This window comes from Variovorax sp. Varisp85 (genome assembly GCF_047304045.1).
GTDB lineage: Bacteria > Pseudomonadota > Gammaproteobacteria > Burkholderiales > Burkholderiaceae_C > Variovorax.
The window spans coordinates 1-23,763 of the sequence record NZ_JBGLYN010000074.1 but is presented as its reverse complement, the minus strand read 5'-3'; the positions used below and the strand labels follow the sequence as shown (position 1 = coordinate 23,763).

Here is a 23,763-nt window from a genome sequence, read left to right as displayed (position 1 = left end):
CGCCACACCGGCTCCCCATCGCTCGGATGGAGAAACCGTGTACGCCCTGCCTGGAGGAAATCTGGGTTGGGTGCCTTCGCCGGCCCGCACCGGCTCGATGGCCGGGGCTTTGGGCGAAGGGATCGCGTCGCGCGACCGCAGGATTCTAGATGCAGCGGCGCGTCAGCAGCAACGCCCCTTGCCTGCCCCGTAGCGCGCCTCCAGCCGTTCGCGGAAGAAGGCCTCGTAGCTCATCGGCGCGCGGTCCGGGTGGGTGGCCGCCATGTGCGTCAGGTAGGCGTCGTAGTCGGGCAGCCCGACCATGAGCCGCAGAGACTGCTTGAGCGAGCGCGCAAAGTAGCGCCCGGCTTCCGGCAATGCGAGGCCCATGGCGTCAGTGCGCGGCCGTGGCAGCGGCAGCGCCCACTGGCTCGAACGGCGTTTCCTTGGTGGTCGGCCGGTTGGCCGCACGCGCTGCCAGGCAGGCCTTGATGCTGTAGACCAGCACGCTCAGCACCACGAAGATGAAGAGCGCGCACAGCGCCGCGTCGAGGCGGTCGTTGAACACGATGCGCGACATGGCCTCGGGCGTCTTGGCCGGCGCCACCAGCACGCCGCTGGCGATGCCGTCGGTGTACTTGGCCGCATGCGAGAGGAAGCCGATCTTCGGGTCGGCCGAGAAGATCTTCTGCCAGCCCGCCGTGAGCGTGCACGCCAGCAGCCACGCAGCAGGCGCAATCGCCACCCACGCATAGCGCTCGCGCTTCATGCGGAACAGCACGACCACGCCCAGCATCAGCGCCACCGCGGCCAGCATCTGGTTGGAGATGCCGAACAGTGGCCACAGCGTGTTGATCCCACCCAGCGGATCGACCACCCCCTGATACAGGAAGTAGCCCCAGGCCGCGACGCACAGCGCCGTGGCGACGAGGTTGGCCGGCAGCGAATCGGTGCGCTTGAGCGCGGGCACGAAGCTGCCCAGCAGGTCCTGCAGCATGAAGCGGCCGGCGCGCGTGCCGGCATCCACAGCCGTGAGGATGAACAGCGCCTCGAACAGGATCGCGAAGTGGTACCAGAAGGCCATCATGGCCTGCCCGCCGATCACCTGATGAAGGATGTGGGCCATGCCCACGGCCAGCGTCGGCGCACCGCCTGCGCGGCCGAGGATCGTCGTCTCGCCCACGTCCTTGGCGGTCTGCAGCAGCATCTCGGGCGTGATCACGAAGCCCCAGCTCGACACCGTGGCCGCCACCTGCTGCGCGGTCGTGCCGACCAGCGCGCCGGGGCTGTTCATCGCGAAGTAGATGCCGGGCTCGATGCACGAGGCCGCGACCAGCGCCATCACCGCGACGAAGGACTCGGCCAGCATCCCGCCGTAGCCGATGAAGCGCGCATGGCGCTCGTTGTCGAGCATCTTGGGCGTGGTGCCCGAGGAGATCAGCGCATGAAAGCCCGAGACGGCGCCGCAGGCGATGGTGATGAACAGGAACGGGAACAGGCTGCCCGCCCACACCGGGCCGTTGCCCTGCGCGAACTGCGTGACGGACGGCATCTGCAGCGTTGGCATCACGAACACGATGCCGATGGCCAGCGCGATGATGGTGCCGATCTTCAGGAAGGTCGACAGGTAGTCGCGCGGCGCCAGCAGCAGCCACACCGGCAGGCTCGCGGCGATGAAGCCGTAGCCCACCAGCATCCACGTGAGCGCCTTGCCGTCGAAGGTGAAGAGCGGGGCCCACTCGGGGTTCTGGCTCACGGCCTGGCCGCCGAAGATGGCCAGCATCAGCAGCACGAAGCCGATCAGCGACACCTCGCCGATGCGCCCCGGGCGGATGTAGCGCAGGTACACGCCCATGAACAATGCCACCGGAATCGTCGCTGCCACCGTGAAGGTGCCCCACGGCGATTCAGCCAGCGCCTTCACCACGATCAGCGCCAGCACCGCGAGGATGATGATCATGATCATGAAGGTGCCGAACAGCGCGATCATGCCGGGCACCACGCCCATCTCCTGCTTGACGAGGTCGCCGAGCGAGCGGCCGTCGCGCCGCGTGGAGATGAACAGAATGATGAAGTCCTGCACCGCGCCGGCGAACACCACGCCGGCCAGGATCCACAGCAGCCCGGGCAGGTAGCCCATTTGCGCCGCCAGCACCGGACCCACCAGCGGGCCCGCACCGGCGATGGCCGCGAAGTGGTGGCCGAACAGCACGTTCTTGTCGGTCGGCACATAGTCCAGGCCGTCGTTGTGGCGGTGTGCCGGCGTCTTGCGGTTGCCGTCCAGGCCCAGCACCTTGTCGGCGATGAACAGGCTGTAGTAGCGGTAGGCGATCAGGTAGGTGCAGATCGCGGCGGCCACCACCCAGAGGGCGTTGACGCTTTCGCCTCGGGTCAGGGCCACGGTGCCGAGCGCGAATGCGCCGACCACGGCCACGACCAGCCACACCAGATGGCGTCGGATGCTGTGCATGCGGATGTCTCCTCTATATTGAACCCGAGGAGTTTTGCCGGGCTTCGGCGCGGGCGCATCCGTCGGACTGCGCGGAGTGCATGCGTGGCTTTGCGTAATGGAAAACCCGGGTACGGCAGGCGCCGTCCCGCAGTGCAATGCCTGCGGGCCTACACGCAGGAACCGGACCAGGCGCGAACATGTGAGCCCTCATCAGGACGCGATCAGGGGGCGAAAGAATCGAAGCCATGGACACACAACCACGCTGCTGCATCGCAGGTGGCGGTCCTGCCGGCATGGTGCTGGGCCTTCTGCTGGCCCGGGCCGGCGTGCCCGTCGTCGTGCTGGAAAAGCATCTCGACTTCCTGCGCGACTTTCGCGGCGACACCGTGCACCCGTCGACGCTCGAGATCCTGCACGAGCTGGGCCTGCTCGACGTCTTCCTGCAGCGCCCGCACGACCGCATCGAGGAACTGCGCGTCACCTTCGAAGGCCGCTGCATCCCGGTGGCCGATTTCACGCACCTGCCCTCGCACAGCAAGTTCCTGGTGTTGATGCCGCAATGGGAGTTCCTCGATTTCATGTGCGACGAGGCCCGGCGCTATCCGGGCTTCGAGCTGTGGACCGATGCCGAGGTCATCGGCCTGCTGCAGGACAAGGGACGCGTCAACGGCGTGAAGGTGCGGCGCGGCGCCCGCGCGGGCCAGCCGCAGGATGTCGAGCTGCATGCTTCGCTGGTGGTGGCGGCCGATGGCCGGCATTCCGCGCTGCGCGATGCCGCGGCGCTGCCGCACATCAGCTACGGCGCACCCATCGACGCGCTGTGGATGGCCATTCCCAAGCAGGCCGGCGACCCCTCCACCACCGGGGGCTACATCGCGCGCGGGCGCTTCCTGGCGATGCTGAACCGCGGCGACTACTGGCAATGCGCCTTCGTGATTCCCAAGGGCGGCCACGCTGCGCTGCAGGCCCGGGGCATCGAGGCGTTCCATGAAGAGATCGGAAAGGTCGCTCCCTTTCTCGCCGCCCGGCTGCCATCGGCCCTGCCCGGCTGGGACGCGGTGAAGCTGCTCGAGGTGACGGTCGACCGCCTCGAGGCCTGGTCGTGCCGCGGGCTGCTGTGCATCGGCGACGCGGCCCATGCGATGTCGCCGGTGGGCGGCGTCGGCATCAATCTCGCCGTACAGGACGCCGTGGCCGCCGCGAACCTGCTGGCCCAGGCCTTGGCCGGCGCCGCGAGCGAGAAGGAGATCGACGCCCTGCTGCCCCAGCTCCAGCGCCGCCGGGAATGGCCGGTGCGCGTGACGCAGGCGGCGCAGCGCCTGATACAGGACCGCGTGCTGGTGCCCGTGCTCGGCGGCGAGCTGGCGTCCGGTTCCGGGCAACTGCCCTGGCCGCTGCGGCTGCTGGCGCGCTGGCCGCTGCTGCGCAGGCTGCCGGCGCGGACCGTGGGCATGGGCGTGCGGCCCGAGCACGTGAAGTCGCCGCGGGCGTGATGGAACTGGCATTTCGTTACACAGCCGGGGCCTGGGGAGGCCGCCGGGCAGGCCTCTGCGAGAGGTCGCTGTTGTAGACTGCCAAGTTTTTCGATCAGGCGCGTTCAAGCGGTATGGGGCAAGTTTTCAGGCGCACAAGTTTCAACGGCTCGGCGCTCATTCGCTTGCTTTCCCGACTGGCTGACATCGATGCTCGCGAACCCGCACAACCCACCGCCGACCGACTGAGCCAGTGGTTCGGCTGGACCGATGCCATCTCGCTGTCCGCGGCGCTCGATGGCGCACCGGCAACGATGGCACAGCCCGGCACCCGCGCTCCCCGCAACACCGAAGAAGGCGAATGCCAACGCGTGCGAACCGCCCTGGCGAATGCCATCGCCGAAGACAGCACCTTCGGCACCGGCAAGGACGCGACGCCCGAGTTCACCCCGTACCGCCGGCGCTACCTTGCCCGGCAACAGGCGATGGAGGCCGGTGTCGGTTCGCTGCGCAGCCGGCTGCGCTCGGCGCTGGCAGCCAGATCGCCGGCCATGGCCCGGCTGGCATCGGTGGACGTGGTCATGGCGCAGGTGCTGGAGGCGCGCGAGCACAGCCTGCTGTCGGCCGTGCCCGGGATGCTCGAAAAGCACTTCGAGCGCTTGCGCAAGGCCGCCGGGACGCCTGACGAAGCAGAGACAGACAGCGGCACCCAGCCCCCCGATGCGTGGCTGGACGTGTTCCGCAAAGACGCCCAGGACGTGCTGCTCGCCGAACTGGACTTTCGATTTCAACCGGTCGAAGGGCTGCTCGAAGCACTTCGCACCCAGGCCACCAGGACCCCATGACCCGCTTCCTTCAATACGCCGTCTTTGTCGCAGGCCTGGCCGTCGTCGGCTGGGTGGGCGCCGGATACATCGGCACGAACCCGCTGGCGCTGGCCGTCACCGCGATCATTGGCGCGTCCTACCTCATGGGCGCGCTGGAACTTCATCGCTTCCAGCAGGCCACCTCCACATTGACGCAGGCCGTGGCGGACCTCTCCACCCCGCCAGAGAACCTCGGCGCATGGCTCGGCCGGCTGCATCCTTCGCTGCGCAACGCGGTGCGCCTGCGCATAGAGGGCGAACGCGTCGGCCTGCCCGGCCCGGCGATGACGCCGTACCTCGCCGGCTTTCTCGTGCTGCTGGGCATGCTCGGCACCTTCGTCGGCATGGTGGTCACGCTCAAGGGCACCGGCCTCGCGCTGGAAAGCTCGACCGACCTGCAGACCATCCGCGACTCGCTGTCCGCTCCCGTGAAAGGCCTCGGACTGGCCTTCGGCACCTCCGTGGCAGGCGTGGCCGCGTCGGCGATGCTGGGCCTGGCCTCGGCGCTGAGCAGGCGCGAGCGGCTGCAGGCCGGGCAATTGCTCGACACCCAGATCGCGACCACCCTGCGCGTCTTCTCGCTCACGCATCAGCGTGAGGAATCGTTCAAGCTGCTGCAGCAGCAGGCCCACGCCATGCCCGAGCTGGTCGGCCAGCTGCAGGCCATGATGCTGGCGATGGAACGCCAGAGCCACGCGCTGAACGAACGCCTCGCCACCAGCCAGGACCTCTTCCACAGCAAGGCCGAGGCCGTGTACGGCAGCCTCGCCACTTCCGTCGACCAGTCGCTGAAGCAGAGCCTGACCGAGAGCGCACGCGTCGCCGGCGCGGCGATCCAGCCGGTCGTCGAAGCCACCATGGCCGGCATCGCGCGCGAAACGGCCACGCTGCACGACACCATCTCGCAGACCGTGCAGCAGCAGCTCGACGGCCTGTCGACCCGCTTCGAGGCCACCACCACCCGCGTGGCCGATACCTGGAAGACAGCGCTCGCTGAACACCAGCGCACGAGCGAAGCCTTGTCGAAGGACATGCGCGGCTCGCACGACCAATTCGCGCAGACCTTCGAGCAACGCTCGGCTGCGCTGATCGACACCGTCTCCGCCCGCCTCGAGAGCGCCGTGGGCAACGTGTCGGACACCTGGGGCAGCGCGCTTGCACAGCATCAGCGCGTGAGCGAAAAACTCTCGGGCGATGCGCGCCAGGCCCTGTCGTCGGCCGCCGCCGCCTTTGCACAGCACTCCGCGTCGCTGCTGGACACGGTCGATGGCGCACACGCGAGGCTGCAGACCGACATGGCATCGCGCGACGAGCAACGCCTCGCGGCCTGGACGCAATCGCTCACGGTCATGGCCGCCTCGCTGCAAAAGGAATGGCAGCAAGCCAGCGCACACAACGCGAGCCAGCAGCAACAACTTCTCGGCACCATGGCGCAGGCCGCGCGCGACATGTCGGCCCAGACCGAAGCGCACGCGAAGAGCACCGTCGCCGAGATCGCACAGTTGCTGCAGGCGGCTTCGGAAGCTCCACGGGCCGCGGCGGAGATCGTGTCCGAGATGGCATCGCGCGACGAACAGCGCCTCTTGGCGTGGACGCAATCGCTGGCCACCATGGCCGCATCGCTGCAGCAGGAATGGCAGCAGGCCGGCGCACACAACGCGAGCCAGCAGCAGCAACTGATCGACGCCATGGCGCAAACCGCGCGGGACATGTCAGCCCAGACCGAGGCGCATGCGAAGAACACCGTCGCCGAGATCGCGCAGCTGCTGCAAGCCGCAGCGGAAGCACCGCGCGCCGCAGCCGAGGTTGTCACCGAGCTGCGCCAGAAACTCGCCGACAGCATGACCCGCGACAACGCGATGCTGGAAGAGCGCAGCCGCATCCTCGAAACGCTGGCCACCCTGCTCGATGCCGTGAACCATGCCTCCACCGAACAGCGCACGGCCATCGACACGCTGGTGTCCGCATCGGCCGACCTGCTGGAGCGCGTGGGCAGCCGCTTCACCGAAAAGGCCGATGCGGAGTCCGAGAAGATGGCCGCCGTTGCCGCGCAGATCACCGGCAGTGCCGTCGAAGTGGCGAGCCTCGGCGAAGCCTTCGGCCTTGCCGTGCAGCTGTTCAGCCAGTCGAACGACAAGCTCGTGGGCCACCTGCAGCGCATCGAAGGCGCGCTGGGCAAGTCCATCACGCGCAGCGACGAGCAATTGGCCTACTACGTTGCGCAGGCGCGCGAAGTCATCGACCTGAGCATCATGTCGCAAAAGCAGATTGTCGAAGACATGCAGCAGATCGCCAGCCGGCAGCAACAGCAGGCACCGGTGGACAGCGAAGCATGATGCGCGAAGACCTCGATGCCGGCTTCGACGAACCGGGCGTGCCGGTGTGGGCGGTGTTCGGCGACCTGATGGCGGGCCTGCTCGGTGCCTTCGTGCTGATCCTGGTGTGCGCGATCGGCATGCAGCTGGAGCTCGCGTCCAGGCTGGAGACCGAGGTCAAGCAGCGGCAGGCCGAGGCCAAGCGCCGGCAAACGCTGGAGCAAGCTCTCGCGGGGCCGCTCGCAGCCGGCCGCGTGACGCTGAACAACGGCCGCATCGGCATCAGCGGCAGCGTGCTGTTTGCCTTCAACTCCGCGGAGCTTCAGCCCGAAGGCCGGCAACTGCTCAAGAGCCTGGCCGCGCCGCTGAGCGCGTACCTCAAGTCGCGCGACGAGATCCTGATGGTGAGCGGCTTCACCGACGACCGGCAGATGCGCGACAACGCGCGCCAGTTTGCAGACAACTGGGAGCTCTCGGCGCAACGTGCCTTGACGGTGACGCGGGCGCTGATCGAATCGGGCATACCGTCGTCGTCGATCTTCGCGGCGGCGTTCGGATCTGAGCAGGCAGTGGCCTCGAATGCAGATGCCGATGGGCGCTCGAAGAACAGGCGCGTGGAAATGGCGCCCACGCCGAGGCCCTCCAACAATGCCAGCGCAAAGCCCCGTGACTGATCACGAGACGTGCCTCGACACCGCCGCGATGGTCGCCGCATCGATCAAGCGCGGCGATCATCGTTTCGATCCCGTGCGCTTTCGTGTCATCGAAGCGATGGCCAGGCGCGCGGCCGCGTACACCGGCGAGGCCCGGCGCATCCTCGACGACAAGGTTGCCACGCTGCTTGCCGTGTACGGCGAGGATCTTGGAAAGGCACAGCCATCGGATGTGGCGAAGCAGGAAGCCGCAACAGAGCGCGGGGCGCTCGCCGGCCTCGTCGATCACATTGCCCGGCATGCACCGGTGCCTGGCGACAGCTCGCCGCCCGCGGCGGGCAATGCGGCACGCGGCCTCCCTGCCTCTTCGCCCTCCACCGAACTGAAGTCGATCCGCTACTTCAAGAGCACATGGTCCAGGCTCAGCGCGGATCGGCGCTTGACGCAATCACTGGCGAAGGTGCCGGAGAACGCGGGCCCCCTCAACTCGCATCACCTCGTGCACCGTTCGCTCACGCTGATGCGCGACCTGTCGCCGGAATACCTCAACCGGTTCATGTCGTATGTCGATGCGTTGTCGTGGGTCGATCAGTTGAACGGCAGCAGCGCCGCGGCGGGCGCGGCGAGCCCGCGTACCGAAGGCCCTGCCAGGAAGAGCGGTCGCGGCAAGTCCGCCTGAACCCTCAGGGCCGCCGGGCCTGCGTCGGCTGGCGCGACCAATACACGCCGTCGAGCCTGTCGAGCCGCACCTCGCCGCCGGTCGACGGCGCATGCACGAAGCGGCCTCCGCCCACGTAGATGCCGGCATGCGTCGGTGCGAACGAACCGAAGAGCACGAGGTCGCCGGTGCGAACGTCGGACATCGCCACCGGACTGCCGAAGGACGCCATCCGCGCCACCGTGCGCGGCGGCGACTGCCCCACGCTGTTGAGATAGACGTAGCCGATGAGGCCGCTGCAGTCGAAGCCGCCGTCCGGCGTGTTGCCCCCATAGCGGTACGGCGTGCCGACCAGCCCCAGTGCATGGATCGCGATGCTGTTGGTTTGTTCGGCCGTCAGCGTGCTGGTGACGGCGGCTCCCGGCCGTGGCCCGGTGGGGCCTGCGCAGCCCAGAACCAGAAGACAGGCCCCTATCGGAAGGAGTCGAAGCAGCCACTGCGACAGCGGCAGCAAGAGCGCGTGGGAACGTTGCGTTGGCACAGGTGCGTCGGGCATGTCTGATGGCTGAGCTTGTGAACGTGCACGGACTCTAGCGCGGAACGCGACGGCTACCTGAAGACGGCCCCTCCGCAGGCCGTGCGCTGCTGCGCCGGCGCCACGGAGGAAGGAAAGAAGCTCTTACTGGCCTGCGGCGGGCGCGTTGACCGCGTCCTTCAGCGCCTTGCCGGCGGTGAACTTGGGCGCTTTGCTGGCCTTGATGGTCATCGGCTCGCCGGTCGACGGATTGCGGCCCGTGCGCTCGGGGCGGCTCGCCACGGCGAAGGTGCCGAAGCCGATCAGTTGCACCGTGTCGCCGCCGGCCAGGGCGCGCGACAGGTTTTCGATGGTGGAGTCGAGCGCGCGGGCGGCGTCGGCCTTGCTGAGGTTGGTGTCGGCGGCAATGGCCGTGATGAGGTCGGTCTTGTTCAAGATGAGGTTCTTTCTTCGATCGGACGGTTGAAGGGAAATGAGTGGCGCGGAGCGCACCGGGCTCGAACTTTAAACGCCCCGCCGAGGGAGCGGGACATGCGCGCGTTTCAAAAGTGAAACATCGTGATCGATGCACGCTGGCGCGGGAAGAATCTGCAGCGCAACGGACTGCACCCACGCATTCACCGGAAGCCGAAGACCAGCAGCAGGTTGTTCGCGGGCATCGCGTGCCGCTCGCGCAACACGAGGCCTGCTCGGTGCGCCTCTGCCGTCACGTCTTCCACGCGGCGAATGCCCCATGCGGAATTTCGGGCGCGCAGATCTTCGTCGAACGCGAGGTTGCCCGGCGCCGTTGGAACTTCATCTTCCAGATACGGCCCGTACGTGATCAACACGCCGCCAGGAAGCAGATGCCGCGCGGCCCCCTGCATCAAGGCAGCGCATGTGGTCCAGGGCGCGATGTGCAGCATGTTGGCGCAGTAGATCGCGTCGAACTTCTTTTCTTCTTCAGCGGGTGCGGAACCCTGCAATGGCCATCGAGGGGCCATCACGTCGAGCAGGAGCGGCGGGCGGAGATTCGGTCGCGCGGCTTCCGCGACTCGGCTTGCAATCGCGGGGAGCATGCGGGCATCTGCGTCGGTGGGTTGCCATACCCATTGAGTCATGGTTGCCGCGAACCAGGCGGCGTGCTGCCCCGTACCGGACGCAATCTCCAACACAGTGCCGCGCTCGCCGAGGATGCGGATCAGCGCGTCCAGAATGGGCTGCTTGTTGCGGTCGGCGGCGGGGCTATGGGGAAGGTCGGGCATTCGAGGGGATTTTGATGAGGTTGTTTGAAGGACATCGGGCAAGGGTATTTCGATGTTGCCATGAAGGCCTGGCTACCGTGCATCGAGCGCCAACCCGCAATTGAAAAAGCCCCGCCAAGGCGGGGCCGTGCAACGGGCTCGATGCCGATTCAGTGGAACTCGTAGAGCGCCACTTTCTTGCTCATCTCCAATTGGCGGGACGTGCGTGCCCAGAGCTCGAAGTTGTTGACCGACGTGCCTGCGGCGTACTGCAGCCCGAGGCTGTTGTCGCAGTGCAGATCGTTCACGGTCTGCGTCGAACAGCGCAGGACCACCGAGCGTGCCTGGCTCGCAACGCCCGTGCTGTCGTTGAAGCGCGCGCCCTGCTGGCCAGGGCCGGGGTTCGGTGCGCGCCCGTACGCCGTGAACGACGTGGGGGGAAGCGCGCCTTGCGGCACGGTCCATGCGTCCAGGTTGCCGTCGGCGCTGAAGTCGATGAGGTTCGGATCGTTCTGGCTTGGCGCACCGAAGACGAGGTTGCCCGTGGCCGAGCTTGCCGAGATCAGCTGCGAGCGCATTGCCGCCGTCAGGCCGACGAAGGCGACCTGACGGATCTCCCCGATGCTCTGCGCCCGCGACAGCGTGCGGTAGGACTGCGTCACGTTGCCGGGATTGCCGACAGCGCCGCGCACCGGCACGAACTCGAGCTTCCAGACGCTCTGGTCGTTCAGCGCGCTGATCTGCGCGTCGCTGTACTGCGGGTTCAGGAAGAACAGGCTGCTCTCCCTGTCGCTCGGGTTGCCCGCCGTCGCGGTGTTCTGGTACTCGCCGCGCAGGCGGAAGACGCTGCCGGATGTCGGCGTCACGCCATCGTCCTTCGCGGCGACGAGATAGGACAGCCCCGCGGTCGGCAGGTAGACCCGCGTCGAGCCGGTGGGGGTCGTCAGCACCACCTGGCTGAAGATCGAATTGCCGTTGCCGTCCGTCTTGTTGTCGATGTTGACGTTGTAGCCCGTCGTGTAGTAGCTGAAGTCCGGCGTGTTGATCAGCTCGCGATGTTCGGAATAAGGCCGCACGCGGGCGGCATAGGTGTAGCCGTTGCCCGACAGCTTGAGCGTGCCATTCACGTTGCGCGCAACGATGGTGTCGTAGTCGACGTTGCCGGACACGTCCGTCGTGCGGTAGCTCAGGAGCAGGTCGCCGTTCGCGCGAACGTGCTCGAAGTTGCCGCGGTCCCACTTGAGTCCGGTGGTGCCGGGCCTGAACAGGCCCGCGAAGGCGCCGGCGTTGCTGCCGTCGCGCCCCACGTACGAGCCGTTCTGGTAGTAGGTGCCGGGGTCGTCGCCGACGAACATCGTGCGGCAGGCGGGCGCGATCACGTCGGTGGCGGTGCCCGTCACGGCCGACGTGTCGTTCGGCGCGTTGACGCGCTGCGACAGCGGCAGTGCAAAGCATGCCGTGACCTTGTCGAACAGCGCCGCGACCGCCGCGGGCGACGGGACCTGTGCCAGATCGCCGGCCGCGATCGGAGGCAGCGTCGGCGTGGTGCTGTCGCTGGAACGGAAAGTGATCGAAACGGGCGCGCTGCCTTCGGTCGCGGGGACGGTCTTGACCGTGATCTCGATGTTGGCCGCGGTGCCGTCGGGGCGTACGCTCACCGAGATGGCGTCGAGCACCTTGTCCGGGCCGGTGCCGTCGGCCACGAAGACGCCGGAGACCGGATCGAGGGTCCCCTGGCCCAGCGTGCTCAGCAGCGGCTGGAGGGCGGCCACCAGGCTCGTCACCTGCTGCTGGATCGAGGCTTCGGTCAGGGCGCCGGGGTTCGCCTGGATGGCACCGGCCAGGCTGGCGGGGTTGCCGTCCGGCGACAGCCGGGAAACGATGATGGTGGTCAATGGCGAGACGTTGGCCGTGCCCCCCGTGGTGCTGGCGGTCGTGCTGTAGAGCGTCAGGTCGTCGCGCTGGGCCGTGATCACCAGCGGGGCCTTGGCGCTGGCGGGCAGAGGACAGGCGTAGGCCCCTGCGCTGTCGGTCTGCGTCGTGCACACGGTGGCGCCGGTCTGGTCGACGACGACGATGCTGGCGCCCGCGAAGGGCGCGCCGGTGGCGGCCACGCCGGACAGCTGCGATGAGGTCTGCGGCGGGTTCGAGGCTGGCGGCGCCGATGGCGGCGTCGACGGCGGGGCCGCTGGCGGCGACCCGGCAACGGGGAACAGGGCGGCGCCGCTGCCCCCGCCGCCGCCGCCACCACAGGCGGCCAACAACACCAGGCTGGTACTTGCCGCAGTCGCACACAGCGTTTTCTTGAAAGATGTCATGTCGGGAGGTCCTCGTAAAAAAACAGAGCCGGATGTCACAAAATGTGGAGCGCAGTGTGCGAAAGATGGCTGAAGGCCGCCTCCCCTGATCGCGGGATACGCGGCCTGTGCAAAGCAGGCAAAGCTCGCGCATCGGAAGCCCACGCGCGCCTGCGTGCGGGCCTGTCACTCACCGGTTCCCAGGAAAGAGACCTGAATGAAAACTGTGCTCGCGACACCCCCTGCGGCCGCGCTGTGCAATGACCGCCATTGACCGCGTCCGCGTCGCGCTGGTCGAGGACGAGGCCGGCACGCGCGCGCGCCTGTGCAGCGCGGTGGCCCAGAGCCCGGCGCTGGAACTGGTGTTCACGGCAGCCACGGCCGGCGAGATCCATGCCTGGCTGCGCGAGGGACGGCCCGACGTGCTGCTGGTCGATCTCGGCCTGCCCGACGGCTCGGGCTTCGAGGTCATCGAGTGGTGCCGCCAGCTCGCGCCGAAGGCCGAGACGATGGTGATCACGATGTTCGGAGACGAGGCCAACATGATCCGGGCCTTCGAGGCCGGCGCGCGCGGCTACCTGCTCAAGGACGGCACCGAGGACGATCTGTCGCGCCACGTACTGCAGCTGCACGCCGGCGGCTCGCCCATGTCGCCGATCATTGCGCGTCAGCTCCTGACTCGCATGGCGCCCGGCACGGCCGCGCCGATCGCTGCGGCCGCGCCCGCCGTCGCCTCGCTGTCGCCGCGCGAGACCGAAGTCCTCGCCCTGGTCTCCCGCGGCTATACCTACCCCGAACTGACGAGCCTGCTCGGCGTTTCGCTCAGTACCATCCAGACCCATGTCAAGAGCATCTACAGCAAACTTGCCGTGCATTCGAAAACCGAGGCGGTCTTCGAGGCCCGTCAACTGGGCTTGCTGGATCGCTAGCCTGGCGCTCGCGCTGCTGTTGGCCGCTCCGCGCGCCGAAGCGGGCAATGCCGGCGGTGAGGGCGGTGGGGCCGACGCGGGCTTCGTGCAGATCGACCGTGCGCTCGTCACGCTCTGGCCCGATGGAAGCCCGGCCGAGGCGCCCGTCGAGCGCGCCCTGCCACATCGGTGGGACATCGACCACCCGCACAGCGGCGGCAGGGCCCGCTATCAGCTCATGCTGCCGCCGGTCCGCGGTGCGGAGCCATACGCGCTTTTTTTTCCGCGCATCGGCAACCAGGTCGAGGTGCGCGTCGGCGGCCATCTGGTGACCAAGCTGGGCGAGCTGGGCGATGAATCGACGGACATGGCCAAGCTACCGGTCCTGATGACCGTGCCGGCCGCCCTGCTCTCGCATGACGCCCCCACCGAACTGCAGGTGGATGCGGCGGTGCAGCCCGGCCGCTGGGGCGGACTCAGCGCGGTCATCTTCGGCGTCCAGTCGGTGGTCGTTCCGATGTATCGCACCAATGAACTCTGGCGCCAGTCCGCTCCCACCGCAATCACCTGGGCACTCGTGTTCATGGGGCTGATTGCGGGCGGCCTGTGGTGGCAGCACCGGGAGGGCCTGTATGGCATCTTCGCGCTGATCTCGCTGTTCGGGGTGACGACCATCTCCGGCCGGCTGCTGATCACGCCGCCGCTGCCGTGGCCGGCCTGGGGCGCGGTCGGCGGCATCGCGCTATGCGTGCTCCTGCTGCTGATGGCGCGCTTCGTCATGGTGGCGATCGCCGAGCTGCGCCCCTGGATGCGGGTTGCCTTCTGGGTGTACCTGGGGCTGTGCGTATGCGCCGTCACGGCCAGCTTTCTGTGGCACCAGCCGTTGATCTACACCTTGGTGCTCGGCAGCCTGCTACTGCCGGCGATGGTGATGATGTACAGCATCGTGCGAAAGATGTGGATGGCGCCCACGTGGGAGTCGACGCTGATGTGCCTGGCAGGCGTCACGGCGATCGTCGCCGGTGCGCGCGACTTCATGGTGGTCCGCATTCCCGAGTCGGGTTCGATGTCCTACGCCATGCTGCCGCTGGCCGTGTTCTTCCTGGTGCTGGCGATGGGCGGGACGGTCGTGGGGCACTACGTTCGCCAGGTGGCCGCATACAGGGAGCTCAATGCCTCTCTGGCGCGGCGCATCGCCGAGCGGGAAGCCGAGCTCGGCGAGTCCCATCGGCTGCAGCAGCGTCAGAGCGAGGAGCAGGCCGCGCTGCAGGAGCGCCAACGCATCATGCGCGACATCCATGATGGCGTGGGCGCACATCTGGTGGGACTGCTCAGCATGATGAAGAAAGGCGGCGCCGCGGCCGAGGCGCTGCAGGAACAGGCTCACGCGGCGCTCGACGAACTGCGCATGGCGGTCGATTCGTTGCAGCCGGTGAACGGCGACCTCGCCACGGTCCTCGCCACGCTGCGCTATCGGTTGCAGCCGCGGCTGGAGGCCGCGGGGCTGCGGGTCGAATGGGAGGTGGCGGCGCTGCCCGAGATGCGCAGCCTGACGCCGACCACGGTGCTCAACGTCCAGCGCATCCTGCTCGAAGCCTTCACCAACGTGCTGAAGCACGCAGCGGCCACCACCGTGCGCGTGACGGCAAGGCGGGTCGAAAGCCCCGACCGGCTCGAGCTGCGCGTGCAGGACGACGGAGCCGGTATTTCCGCGGAGCAGGGCCGCGTGTCCGGCCACGGCCTGGGCAACATGCGGGCACGGGCGCAATCCATCGGCGCGGCCCTTGTCGTCCAGCATGCGCAGCCGCATGGCACCATCGTCGAGCTGAGTTTGCCCATGGCTTAAGCACCAAGCGCACAGGAAGAACGGGATTCTGACAATGTGATTTTGGCAATGAGTCTGGATATCCGATGACCATCACCATCACCGCCTTTGAACGGTCGCCCGATGGCGGCAAGGACGAAGCCGTGCACAACTGATTCGTTTCGCCTCGGCCCCAACACTAAGATCCAAAATCGCACACCATCTTTGCCAAACCAGGAAAATCAAGGAGGCCTCCATGCAACGAACGATCGTTCTCGCTCGTCTGGCTTTGCTCTTGCCGCTCTTTTTTGCAGCGGCTTCGGCAAGAACTCACCCGGAGCAATTCGTCTGTACCGGCACATTGAGCTCTGGCTCTGGCATGGCGGGTTCATCGCTGGAAAAGAGCGGTCGGGCGACCTGCTTCTTTGAGGCCGACACCTACGCCGAACAACGGGCGCAAAAGATCTGCAGGCAGAACCAGCCGTGCGAAGTCGTCGCCATGACCCGCATCGACGGAGACAAGCGCATCATTGAACAGGTGCTTTCCATCAATGGCGTCCGGCAACCCGCGGGTGCTCTCCATGCACAAAAGGATGATGCTGCTGTGAACGGGCAAGCACGTGCAGAGGCGCTGGATTGCCCCGGCAAAACCTTCGAAACCTTCGTGGAGAAATTCGCAAACAGCATCTCCCTCCAGGCGAAGTTCACGCGCTGGCCGCTGCAATCCACTGCCATCGATGCCAAGGCGGAGCCAGAACCGAAGCCCGTGACGAAACAACTCACGCAGCGGCAAGTGACTTATCCGCTGATGACGGCGCTAGATCGCGCCAAACGCGAAGGCAAGATCATTCGGATCGCAAAGGACGAGGACTCGGGAGGTCAGATCGAAATTGCCGGATCGAACTCCGGAGAGAAGGTCCGCTATCTCTTCAAGCGATCGGGAATGTGCTGGAAGCTGACGGCTATCGACGATCAATCGATCTAGCACGACGTTAAATCTCTCTTGGGCATTGCACCTCTAACGCGAGGTCCGAAATGCGCATTCCTTCCTTCTGGCAGTTGGCGATCCTCAGTAAGCTGGATAGATGATCGTCCCCGTGCTACTCCTGCGACCATCGCGGGCTGGGAGGACGTCAATCAGATGGAAATTCGATATGAAACGACTCTTCCTGGTTTCGATGTTGATGTGGGGCCCAGTCTTGGCATACGCCCAGCAGCCACCTAACAGCGGATCACCCTGCCCGCCTGGAATGATCCCCGGTTACGGAAAATGCTATTCACCTAGCGATCCGGATCTATATGGTCCAAACGAACAACGGCAACGCAGCGCCAGGCCGAACGGCGCAGCCAACCACGGGGATGGCTGGCTTCGCTATGAAACTGGCAAATGGACGGAGAGCTTCGGAGCGTTTGCCGACGATGGGAGAGGCGTAAAGGGCTCTGGTGGCAGGTCGGAGGACAGCACAAGCGCCCAAGCTGCAAGAAAGGAAGCATTGCGCGATTGTGGCAAGCAGGATTGCCAGATCAGAATTGAGATGCGCAATGGATGTTGGGCGGTGGCTTATGGAAAAAGGAGCACGTTTTATTTTGGTACGGAGGTCGACATGGTTGGGCCCGACCCGAAAACGGCCGGCTTGAAGCTGGTTTCAAGCAAAGCGTTGGCCATGTGCAAGCAAGCAGGCGATGTGAACTGCGAAGTCAGAAACACCTCTTGCAGCCTCCCGTCTCAGTGAGGGTTCGATGCTGCGCACCTTTCTAAAAGGGCACATCACGCTGATGTTCGAGATGCCCGGGAACGTCACGCGCAAGATCCGGGTTCCGATCGATCTCTCCATCGCAGACAAGGATCCGCGGCCCGCCATCTAGGGTTCGGGCTGTTCGATAGGCATCCCCGACGCTCGCCGCCAGCCGACCGCCTCCAGCGAACCGACTTCTTGTAGGCGGCCATCCCACTTCCTACCAGAGGTGCGGAATGAGGCGATGACGTACACGGCTTGCGTATTCGTTGTACCCGGGAAGATCACGGCGCAAGATTTTTTCCTCATCGAGAAGCCGCCAGAAAAGCACCGGCAGGATGAGCGGGACGAGACAGATCGTGAGCCACGAGCCAAGTGCAAGCGGCATGCCAATGAAAAGCCAGAGTGCGCCAGCGTACATAGGATGACGCACATAAGCGTAGGGGCCGCTGTCGATCACTTTTTGATCATCCGCGACACTGATGTTTGCTGCTGCAAAACTATTGACCTTCAGCACCCAGAAAATAAAGAGGAACGACAAGACGATCACGATGTTCCCGACAAAGGACAGGTACGCGGGCACCGGCGAGACGCCAAATCGGTAGTCCAATGAAGGCAGGATGATAAAAATAAAAAACGCGAGGATGATGAGCGACACGATGATCTTCTGCGACCACTCTTTCTCATGCTGCGGTCCGGCATTCATACGGCGTTCGAGAAGCGGCCTGTCGTGAAGGGCGAGATAGACGGTGAAGCCGATGGTCGAGACGGAAAAGACTGCGATAAAGAGCCAGCCTTGCCAGTATTGCCACGTGCCCGCGGGCAAGAAAATGAAGGCAACGAATACGGCCATCCCCGCAACCCCTTGCGCGATGGCTTTCTTGTAGAGCGGGTCCATAGACGAGCGAATGGTATATCCGACGCTCCGCAACAAGCGACCCAAGTGCGAAATTTCCGATGACCGCTCTGGAGGGCGAGAGCCGGCAGCTCAGAGGCCTTCGCGCCAACTTCTCCTGCGGCTACAGTCGGCCACACGCAGACGCTTGGGGAACACGATCAGTTCGCCCCGAAGCTGATTCAAATGGAATGCTCAGAGCCCATAACTGCCATCTTCACTTTAGAAGGCCTGTCTCGCGCAGAAAGAACTTCTGTTGAAGATTCCTCGATTCCTTGGCGCAATCGTCAATCGGCAGCGCCGGTACACAAAGCGCTGGCAGTCAACGAAGCAGGCAAGCGATTCAGGAGCCCTGCCCGAACTCCCGCGCATGCTCCACCGCGTACTTGATGAGCTCCGCCTGCCCCTCGATGCCCAGCCGCCGCTTGATGCTCTGCCGGTGCGCCTCCACGGTGCGCACGCTCAAGCCGAGTTCGCGCGCGATCTGCTTGCTCGATTCGCCTCGGCCCAGCGCCGAAAGAATCTCGCTCTCGCGCGGGGTGAGCAGCGGCCTCGGCTCCTGCGTGCGAAACAGCTTCTTCGACACGGCTGGGCTCAGGAAGGTACCGCCCGCCGACACAGCCTCGATGGCCGCGACGATCTCCGCCGCAGGCGCGTCTTTCAGCACGTAGCCGCGTGCGCCCGCCTGCAGGGCCTTCTGCACGTACTCGGGGTTGTCGTACATGCTGAGCATCACGATGTGCGGCGCGCCCTGGCGTTGCAGCAGCAGGGCCGCGAGCTCGATGCCGTTCATGTCCTTCATGCCGACGTCCATCAGCATGAGGTCGGGCCGCACGCTCTCCACCAGCGCAAGCGCTTCGGCGGCGCTGCCGGCCTCGCCGACGATCTGCAGGTTGGGCATGGAGCCGAGCCGGGCGCGCAGGCCGTCGCGCACCAGCGGGTGGTCGTCCACCAGGAACAGGCGCACGGCCGCGGTAGGCATGTCCTTGGCTTGTTGTGTCGTGGTCATGCGGCCTGTGCCTTCGCGCTGCGGGCCGGCACCTCGGCCTCGATGGAGGTGCGCCCCGCGTTGGAGTTCATGGTGAGCCGCCCGCCGATGGCCTCCATGCGCTCGCGCATGTTGCGCAGGCCGATGCCGCGCCGCGGGTCGAGCTGCACGGCCTGAATGTCGAAGCCGGTGCCATCGTCGCTCACTTCCAGACGCACGCCCTCTTCGTCGTCGAAGTTCAGCGCAATGTGCACGTGCTGTGCGTGCGCGTGCTTGCGCACGTTGGTCAATGCTTCCTGCGTCAGGCGGAAGAGCGCTGTCTTCACTTCGGGCTGCAGCTCGAAGGATTCGCCGCCCATCATCATCGACGCATCGACTCCGCCCTCCTCCCTGAACTCGTCGACCAGCCGCTCCAGCGCGGCGGGCAGGCCCAGTGTGTCGAGCAAAGCGGGGCGCAGGCGGTGCGAGATGCGGCGCACCTCGATCAGCGAATCGTTGAGCCGCTGCAGCGCCTTGGCCAGCGCGGGCGGCGTGGTGGTGTGCTGCTGGCGGTCGAGCGATTCCACGGCGGACTCGATCAGCAGCTTGGCCGACACCAGCGTCTGGCTGGTGCCGTCGTGCAGCTCGCGCGCGAGGTGGCCGCGCTCTTCTTCCTGCGACTGCACCACGCGCCGCGCGAGCAGGCGCAGCTTGGCCTCTGCCGTGCGGTGCTCGCTGAGGTTCAGCAGCAGGCCGGCGGCGCTGACCACGCCAAGGCACAGTGCGGCGATGCCGGCAATCCACAGCAGCGTGGCGGTGACGTTGGCGTTCATCTGCCGATCGAGGGTGTCCATGGTCGACTGGATGTCGTCGAGGTACAGGCCGGTGCCGACCATCCAGTTCCAGCGCGGCAGCGCCGTGACGTAGCCGAGCTTGGGCGCCATCTGCGCGCTCGACGGCTTGCGCCACTCGTATTCGATGTAGCCGCCGCCGTTTTCCTTCGCGCCCTTGATCAGTTCCTGGATGGTGTAGCGGCCGCGCGAATCGCGCAGCTCCCAGAGGTTCTTGCCGACCAGTTCGGGCTGGCGCGAGTGCATGAGCGAGTTGCCCTCGAGGTCGTAGACGAAGAAGTAGCCGTCGTCGCCGTAGTTGAGCGCGGCGAGGCGGCGCAGAGCCTCGTTGCGGGTGGCTTCGTCGTCCTGGCCGGATTCGTACAGCGGAAGCAGGTTGCTCACGGCCAGGTCCACGTAGCTGCGCAGTTCGCTGCGGCGCTGGTCCATGTAGCTGCGCTCGATGAGGGCGCGCTCGCGCTGGGCGAGGTCATGCTCCTGGTGGCGCACCGCGAGGGCCACGAGCACCAGTGCGATGAGCAAGGGTGCCACAGCGAGCGCAACGATCTTGGTGCGGAGGTTCATCGGGGGGCAAGGCTACCACCGCCGCCTGGCCGGCCTTTCAGAGCTCGGGGTTCGTCAGTGGCAGCAAGGCGCGGTCGTTCAGGGCGTCCAGCAGTGCATCTTGATCGGCGCCGCCTTCGAGCATCAGGTCCAGGTTCTTTCCCGTCAGCGGCCGAATGGCAAGAAAGCTGAACTCGTAGCCGAGGCCGCTTGCACGACGGCGGCTGATACGGGCCTGCCGCAGGTCGGCTTGCCAGCTGCCGTCGGTGCGGCGCAACTGCACACCGTCGAGTTCGAAGGCGCGCACCCGCGAGGGCGCGAAAGTGCTGACCTGCGAGAAGGGAATGAACCACACGAGCCATGCAGCCAGCGGCACGACCACGCACAGCCCCACCATGGTCTTCAGAAAGCCCGCGTCGGAAGCATTGAGCAGCAGCGCAATGGCCGCCGCACCCGCCAGCGCGTAGCCCGCCGCAATCCAGGCCAGGAAACAACGCCAGCAGAAAACCATGGCGCGGCTTTGCAGCACGCCTGTGGCCGTCGGCGTGGGGCAGGCTCGAAGCGAGAGGTAGTGATTGAGGGCCGGCACCAGGTCATCGACGGGCACCGTCAGCATCAGCTTCTTGAAGGGCCGGGTATGAACGATCAGGTAGTTGTCGCTGTCGGGAATGCCCTCGAAGGTCAGCACGTCGATCCAGTCGACGTGGCCGAGCCCTTGCACCGAGAGGCCGCTTTCGTCGACGTCGACCTGCACGCTTTCGTTGAAGGGCTTGGGCCGGCGCTCGCCGGGTTTCAGCCAGCGCGCCTCGAGCCAGAGCCACGCGCGCACGACGACCACCAAACCCACCAGCCACAGCGCGAAGAGGGCAAGCCAGGCCACCATGCCCAATGCGATGTACCAACCCGTCGCCTCCAGGTCGATGACCCATACACCTGCAACGCCCATCAACAATGTGTAGGCCGTACAGAGCAACAGGATGGGCCAGATCAGGGCGGCGTCGTGCTGGGTGACCTGGATGCGCCGCGAAAAAACCGGAGGGCTCATTGAATGCCGCGGCTACCGTCCAACGGCGATGCCCACGGCCCGCGGGCGGAACTCGGTCGCGTAGTACAGCAGCGCCAGCAGCACATACCCGCCGCCCAGCAGGCACAAACCGCTCCATCCGTGGAAGGCATACACGGCCGCGGCGATGCCCGAGGCCACCGCCGCGCAGATGAAGATGAAGGTCATGAACAGCCCGTTGAGCCGGCCGCGCAGCTCCGGCGCCAGCATGAACAGGCTGCGGAAGTTGAGCACCTGGCACAGCTGCACCGCCCCGTCGAGCAGGATGCCCGCCGCGACCAGCCCGGCCACCGAGCGGTAGCGCATGGCGACCGCGCCGAGCACGAAGGACAGCAGCGCGACGACGATGGCTGCGCCGGTCGCAGGCCGCGTCCACCCCCGGTCGGCCAGCCGGCCCGCCACCGGCGCGAGCAAGGCGCCAGCGGCGCCGGCCAGCGCGAACAGCGCAATGCCGCGCTGTCCCATGCCGAACTCGTGCACCAGCGCCAGCGGCACGGCAGTCCAGAAGGCCTGGAAGGCGGAGAACATCATCCCCTGGTAGAAGCCGCGCCGGCGCAGCAGCGGCGTGTTCAGCACGATGCCGGGCAGCGAGGCCATGGTGCGCGCATAGCCCACCGAGGCATGCGGCCGGCGCTGCGGCAGCACGCGCCACAGCACGGCAATGAGCGTGGCCATCAGCGCGGCCGAGAGCCAGAACACCGCGCGCCAGCCCAGCGCGGAAGCCACCACGCTGGCAAAGGGCCGCGCCAGCATGATCCCGCCCAGCAGGCCGGCCATGATGTTGCCGACCACCTTGCCGCGCGTGGCCTCGGGCGCGAGGTGCGAGGCGAAGGGCAGCAGCACCTGCGCCGCGACCGCGCATGCGCCCACCACGAACGAGGCCACTAGGAAGGTGATGGCGGAGTTCGAAAGCGCGATGCCCACCAGCCCGATCACCGCGCCGAACAGCGCGCCCACGATGAGCTTGCGGTTCTCGACCACGTCGGCCAGCGGCACCAGCAGCAGCAGGCCGGCGCCGTAGCCGAGTTGCGTCAACGTCATGATCAGGCCGGCCAGCCCGGCATGCAGTTGCAGCGTGTCGGAGATGGGGCCGATCAACGGCTGGGCGTAGTAGATGTTGGCCACGCACAGGCCGCAGGCGATGGCGAAGACCAGCGTGAGAGCGGGCGTAAGACCGGCCGGAGAAGCAGAAGCTCTGGAGGCGGAAGAAGACATGAGGAGTCCCGGTTCGAGAGGGCAACCTTAGGGGTTAACCCGAAGCCGGGGGACCATAGCACGGGAGGCCGATTCCTGCAGCGCTCAGGCCTTGCGATCAGTCCACGCTCGTGGGCCTGCCCGAGGCCACCCACGCATCGAGCCCGCCCGTCAGCGGCAGGGCCCGCCGCGCCCCGCGTGCCAGCAGCACGCGCGCGGCCTGCGCGGCCGACACCTCGTTGGGGCAATTGCAGTACAGCACCACGTCGCGCCCTGCCGCGTGCGACAGGTCGAGGCTGCGCTGCTGCAGCGCCTTGAGCGTGTACGACTGCGCTCCCGGAATGCGGCGCGGATCGACCTGCACGCCGGCCTGCCCGCGCACGTCGATCACCAGCGGCGGCTCCTCGCCGTTCAGCAGTTCGTGCAGCTCTTCCACCGAGATGCGCGGCATGCCCGTGAGCCGCATGAAAGCGCGCCGGCGCCAGTAGCGCACCGCGAGGATCACCACCAGCACAAGGGCCACTGCCGCGGTCGCGATGCCGCCGGCCTGCGCCAGCACGGCCAGCACTTCCTGGATCTGGTTGCGAAACACCCAGCCCAGCCCGAGGAACAGCCCCGTCCAGACCAGCGCCGCGCCCACGTCGAAGCCGATGAAGCGCCGCACCGACATGCCCAGCGCCCCGGCCATCGGCGGCGCCACCACCGACACGCCCGGCACGAACTTGGCAGCCACAAGCGAGAGGCCGCCCCAATCGGTGATGAGCGATTCGCCGCGCCGCACGCAGGTGTCGGGCGACAGCGAGATGCGGCACAGCATGCGCATGAAGCGGTAGCCGAAGCGCCGCCCGGCATAGAACCACGCACCGTCGCCCAGCAGGTTGGCGATGACGGCGGCCATCACCACGCCGGGCACCGAGACATCGCCGGCTGCCAGCAGCGCGCCCGTCAGCACGAGCACCGCGGCCGCCGGCACGGGCAGCCCAAGCCGCGCGGCGAAGCTGGCAGCAAACACCACCAGGATCGCGTTCTGCACGAGCAGGGACATCAGCTGCGCCATGGCTGCCTTTGTGGCCCGGATGCCGGTCGAAGTTGCGGGGATTGCGTGCGGTTCATGCCGGCAGCGATTCTCAGGCATGGCCCAAGAACGTACCGTGCGCGGGCCATTGCCGAATGGTTTTCGGTTTTGCTCCCTCCCCTCCTGGGGGAGGGTTGGGGTGAGGGCACGACGGCGATGGAAAAAGCGGCGCCTGTGCGAAGGCCTGCCCCCATCCCAGCCTTCCCCCAGAGGGGGAAGGAGCAAGGCAAGACCGTCCCCGGTTTTGCTCCCTCCCCCGCTGGGGGAGGGTTGGGGT

At 66.6% G+C, this 23,763-nt stretch carries 22 protein-coding genes; 10 read left to right on the top strand and 12 right to left on the bottom strand.

All coding sequences use genetic code 11. The features are described 5' to 3' along the window. Positions 1-162: 162 nt before the first annotated feature. Positions 163-369 carry a YbdD/YjiX family protein gene (locus ACCC97_RS23930; protein WP_007837269.1) on the bottom strand — a complete coding sequence of 69 codons (207 nt, stop codon included), beginning with the start codon at positions 367-369 and terminating at the stop codon, positions 163-165. A 4-nt stretch (positions 370-373) separates the two neighbouring features. After that, on the bottom strand, positions 374-2,449 hold the full coding sequence (locus ACCC97_RS23925; RefSeq protein ID WP_413335436.1) for a carbon starvation CstA family protein: 2,076 nt from the start codon (positions 2,447-2,449) through the stop codon (positions 374-376). A 227-nt stretch (positions 2,450-2,676) separates the two neighbouring features. Here ACCC97_RS23925 and ACCC97_RS23920 point away from each other — a divergent pair, with 227 nt between their 5' ends. The 5 genes from ACCC97_RS23920 to ACCC97_RS23900 all read left to right on the top strand — a co-directional run bounded on the left by ACCC97_RS23920 (position 2,677) and on the right by ACCC97_RS23900 (position 8,416). Continuing rightward, entirely contained in the window at positions 2,677-3,924 is a 1,248-nt protein-coding gene (locus ACCC97_RS23920) for an FAD-dependent oxidoreductase (RefSeq protein ID WP_413335435.1), read from the top strand. Positions 3,925-4,037: 113 nt separating this feature from the next. Further along, positions 4,038-4,748 (top strand): DUF3348 domain-containing protein, encoded by a 711-nt coding sequence (locus ACCC97_RS23915; protein ID WP_007837265.1) that lies wholly within the window; start codon positions 4,038-4,040, stop codon positions 4,746-4,748. Continuing rightward, the gene (locus tag ACCC97_RS23910; RefSeq protein ID WP_413335433.1) at positions 4,745-7,105 is read left to right on the top strand and encodes a DUF802 domain-containing protein; all 2,361 of its coding nucleotides are present in this window, start codon (positions 4,745-4,747) and stop codon (positions 7,103-7,105) included. Before ACCC97_RS23915 ends, ACCC97_RS23910 begins: the two co-directional genes overlap by 4 nt. Then, complete coding sequence (locus tag ACCC97_RS23905) at positions 7,105-7,758, top strand: OmpA family protein (RefSeq protein ID WP_042674078.1); 654 nt, start codon at positions 7,105-7,107, stop codon at positions 7,756-7,758. The genes ACCC97_RS23910 and ACCC97_RS23905 overlap by 1 nt, the downstream gene beginning before the upstream one ends. 28 nt (positions 7,759-7,786) lie before the next feature. After that, positions 7,787-8,416 carry a DUF2894 domain-containing protein gene (locus ACCC97_RS23900; protein WP_413335431.1) on the top strand — a complete coding sequence of 210 codons (630 nt, stop codon included), beginning with the start codon at positions 7,787-7,789 and terminating at the stop codon, positions 8,414-8,416. 4 nt (positions 8,417-8,420) lie between these two features. Here ACCC97_RS23900 and ACCC97_RS23895 read toward each other — a convergent pair whose 3' ends face one another. The 4 genes from ACCC97_RS23895 to ACCC97_RS23880 form a co-directional block, all read right to left on the bottom strand. Next, positions 8,421-8,951 carry a C40 family peptidase gene (locus ACCC97_RS23895; RefSeq protein ID WP_007837260.1) on the bottom strand — a complete coding sequence of 177 codons (531 nt, stop codon included), beginning with the start codon at positions 8,949-8,951 and terminating at the stop codon, positions 8,421-8,423. 123 nt (positions 8,952-9,074) lie between these two features. Beyond that, positions 9,075-9,365 (bottom strand): HU family DNA-binding protein, encoded by a 291-nt coding sequence (locus ACCC97_RS23890; protein WP_056593546.1) that lies wholly within the window; start codon positions 9,363-9,365, stop codon positions 9,075-9,077. Positions 9,366-9,547: 182 nt separating this feature from the next. Continuing rightward, entirely contained in the window at positions 9,548-10,174 is a 627-nt protein-coding gene (locus ACCC97_RS23885) for a DUF938 domain-containing protein (RefSeq protein ID WP_413313709.1), read from the bottom strand. 149 nt (positions 10,175-10,323) lie between these two features. After that, positions 10,324-12,471, bottom strand: a complete 2,148-nt coding sequence (locus ACCC97_RS23880) for a carboxypeptidase regulatory-like domain-containing protein (RefSeq protein ID WP_413335429.1) — start codon at positions 12,469-12,471, stop codon at positions 10,324-10,326. Positions 12,472-12,710: 239 nt separating this feature from the next. Here ACCC97_RS23880 and ACCC97_RS23875 point away from each other — a divergent pair, with 239 nt between their 5' ends. From ACCC97_RS23875 to ACCC97_RS23855, 5 genes are all read left to right on the top strand, one after another. Next, positions 12,711-13,379: a response regulator transcription factor gene (locus ACCC97_RS23875; protein ID WP_007837248.1), complete on the top strand. Its 669-nt coding sequence runs from the start codon at positions 12,711-12,713 to the stop codon at positions 13,377-13,379. 19 nt (positions 13,380-13,398) lie between these two features. Continuing rightward, the gene (locus tag ACCC97_RS23870) at positions 13,399-15,204 is read left to right on the top strand and encodes an ATP-binding protein (RefSeq protein ID WP_413335427.1); all 1,806 of its coding nucleotides are present in this window, start codon (positions 13,399-13,401) and stop codon (positions 15,202-15,204) included. A 214-nt stretch (positions 15,205-15,418) separates the two neighbouring features. Further along, the gene (locus ACCC97_RS23865; protein WP_007837246.1) at positions 15,419-16,147 is read left to right on the top strand and encodes a hypothetical protein; all 729 of its coding nucleotides are present in this window, start codon (positions 15,419-15,421) and stop codon (positions 16,145-16,147) included. A gap of 100 nt (positions 16,148-16,247) precedes the next feature. Further along, positions 16,248-16,895 carry a DUF4189 domain-containing protein gene (locus ACCC97_RS23860; protein WP_413335426.1) on the top strand — a complete coding sequence of 216 codons (648 nt, stop codon included), beginning with the start codon at positions 16,248-16,250 and terminating at the stop codon, positions 16,893-16,895. 7 nt (positions 16,896-16,902) lie between these two features. Further along, a complete protein-coding gene (locus ACCC97_RS23855; RefSeq protein WP_007837244.1) occupies positions 16,903-17,028 on the top strand; it encodes a hypothetical protein in 126 nt (41 codons plus the stop codon). 90 nt (positions 17,029-17,118) lie between these two features. Here the strand turns inward: ACCC97_RS23855 and ACCC97_RS23850 are convergent, their stop codons facing one another. From ACCC97_RS23850 to ACCC97_RS23825, 6 genes are all read right to left on the bottom strand, one after another. Beyond that, complete coding sequence (locus ACCC97_RS23850; protein ID WP_413335424.1) at positions 17,119-17,796, bottom strand: methyltransferase family protein; 678 nt, start codon at positions 17,794-17,796, stop codon at positions 17,119-17,121. Between the two features lie 340 nt (positions 17,797-18,136). Continuing rightward, positions 18,137-18,802, bottom strand: coding sequence for a response regulator (locus tag ACCC97_RS23845; protein ID WP_413335423.1), 666 nt, complete (start codon positions 18,800-18,802; stop codon positions 18,137-18,139). Beyond that, positions 18,799-20,175: a cache domain-containing protein gene (locus ACCC97_RS23840; protein ID WP_007837241.1), complete on the bottom strand. Its 1,377-nt coding sequence runs from the start codon at positions 20,173-20,175 to the stop codon at positions 18,799-18,801. Before ACCC97_RS23840 ends, ACCC97_RS23845 begins: the two co-directional genes overlap by 4 nt. Before the next feature lie 37 nt (positions 20,176-20,212). Beyond that, a complete protein-coding gene (locus ACCC97_RS23835; protein WP_413335421.1) occupies positions 20,213-21,199 on the bottom strand; it encodes a hypothetical protein in 987 nt (328 codons plus the stop codon). Positions 21,200-21,211: 12 nt separating this feature from the next. Next, positions 21,212-22,432 (bottom strand): MFS transporter, encoded by a 1,221-nt coding sequence (locus tag ACCC97_RS23830; RefSeq protein ID WP_413335419.1) that lies wholly within the window; start codon positions 22,430-22,432, stop codon positions 21,212-21,214. 97 nt (positions 22,433-22,529) lie between these two features. After that, entirely contained in the window at positions 22,530-23,468 is a 939-nt protein-coding gene (locus ACCC97_RS23825) for a VTT domain-containing protein (RefSeq protein WP_007837237.1), read from the bottom strand. Positions 23,469-23,763: the final 295 nt, after the last annotated feature.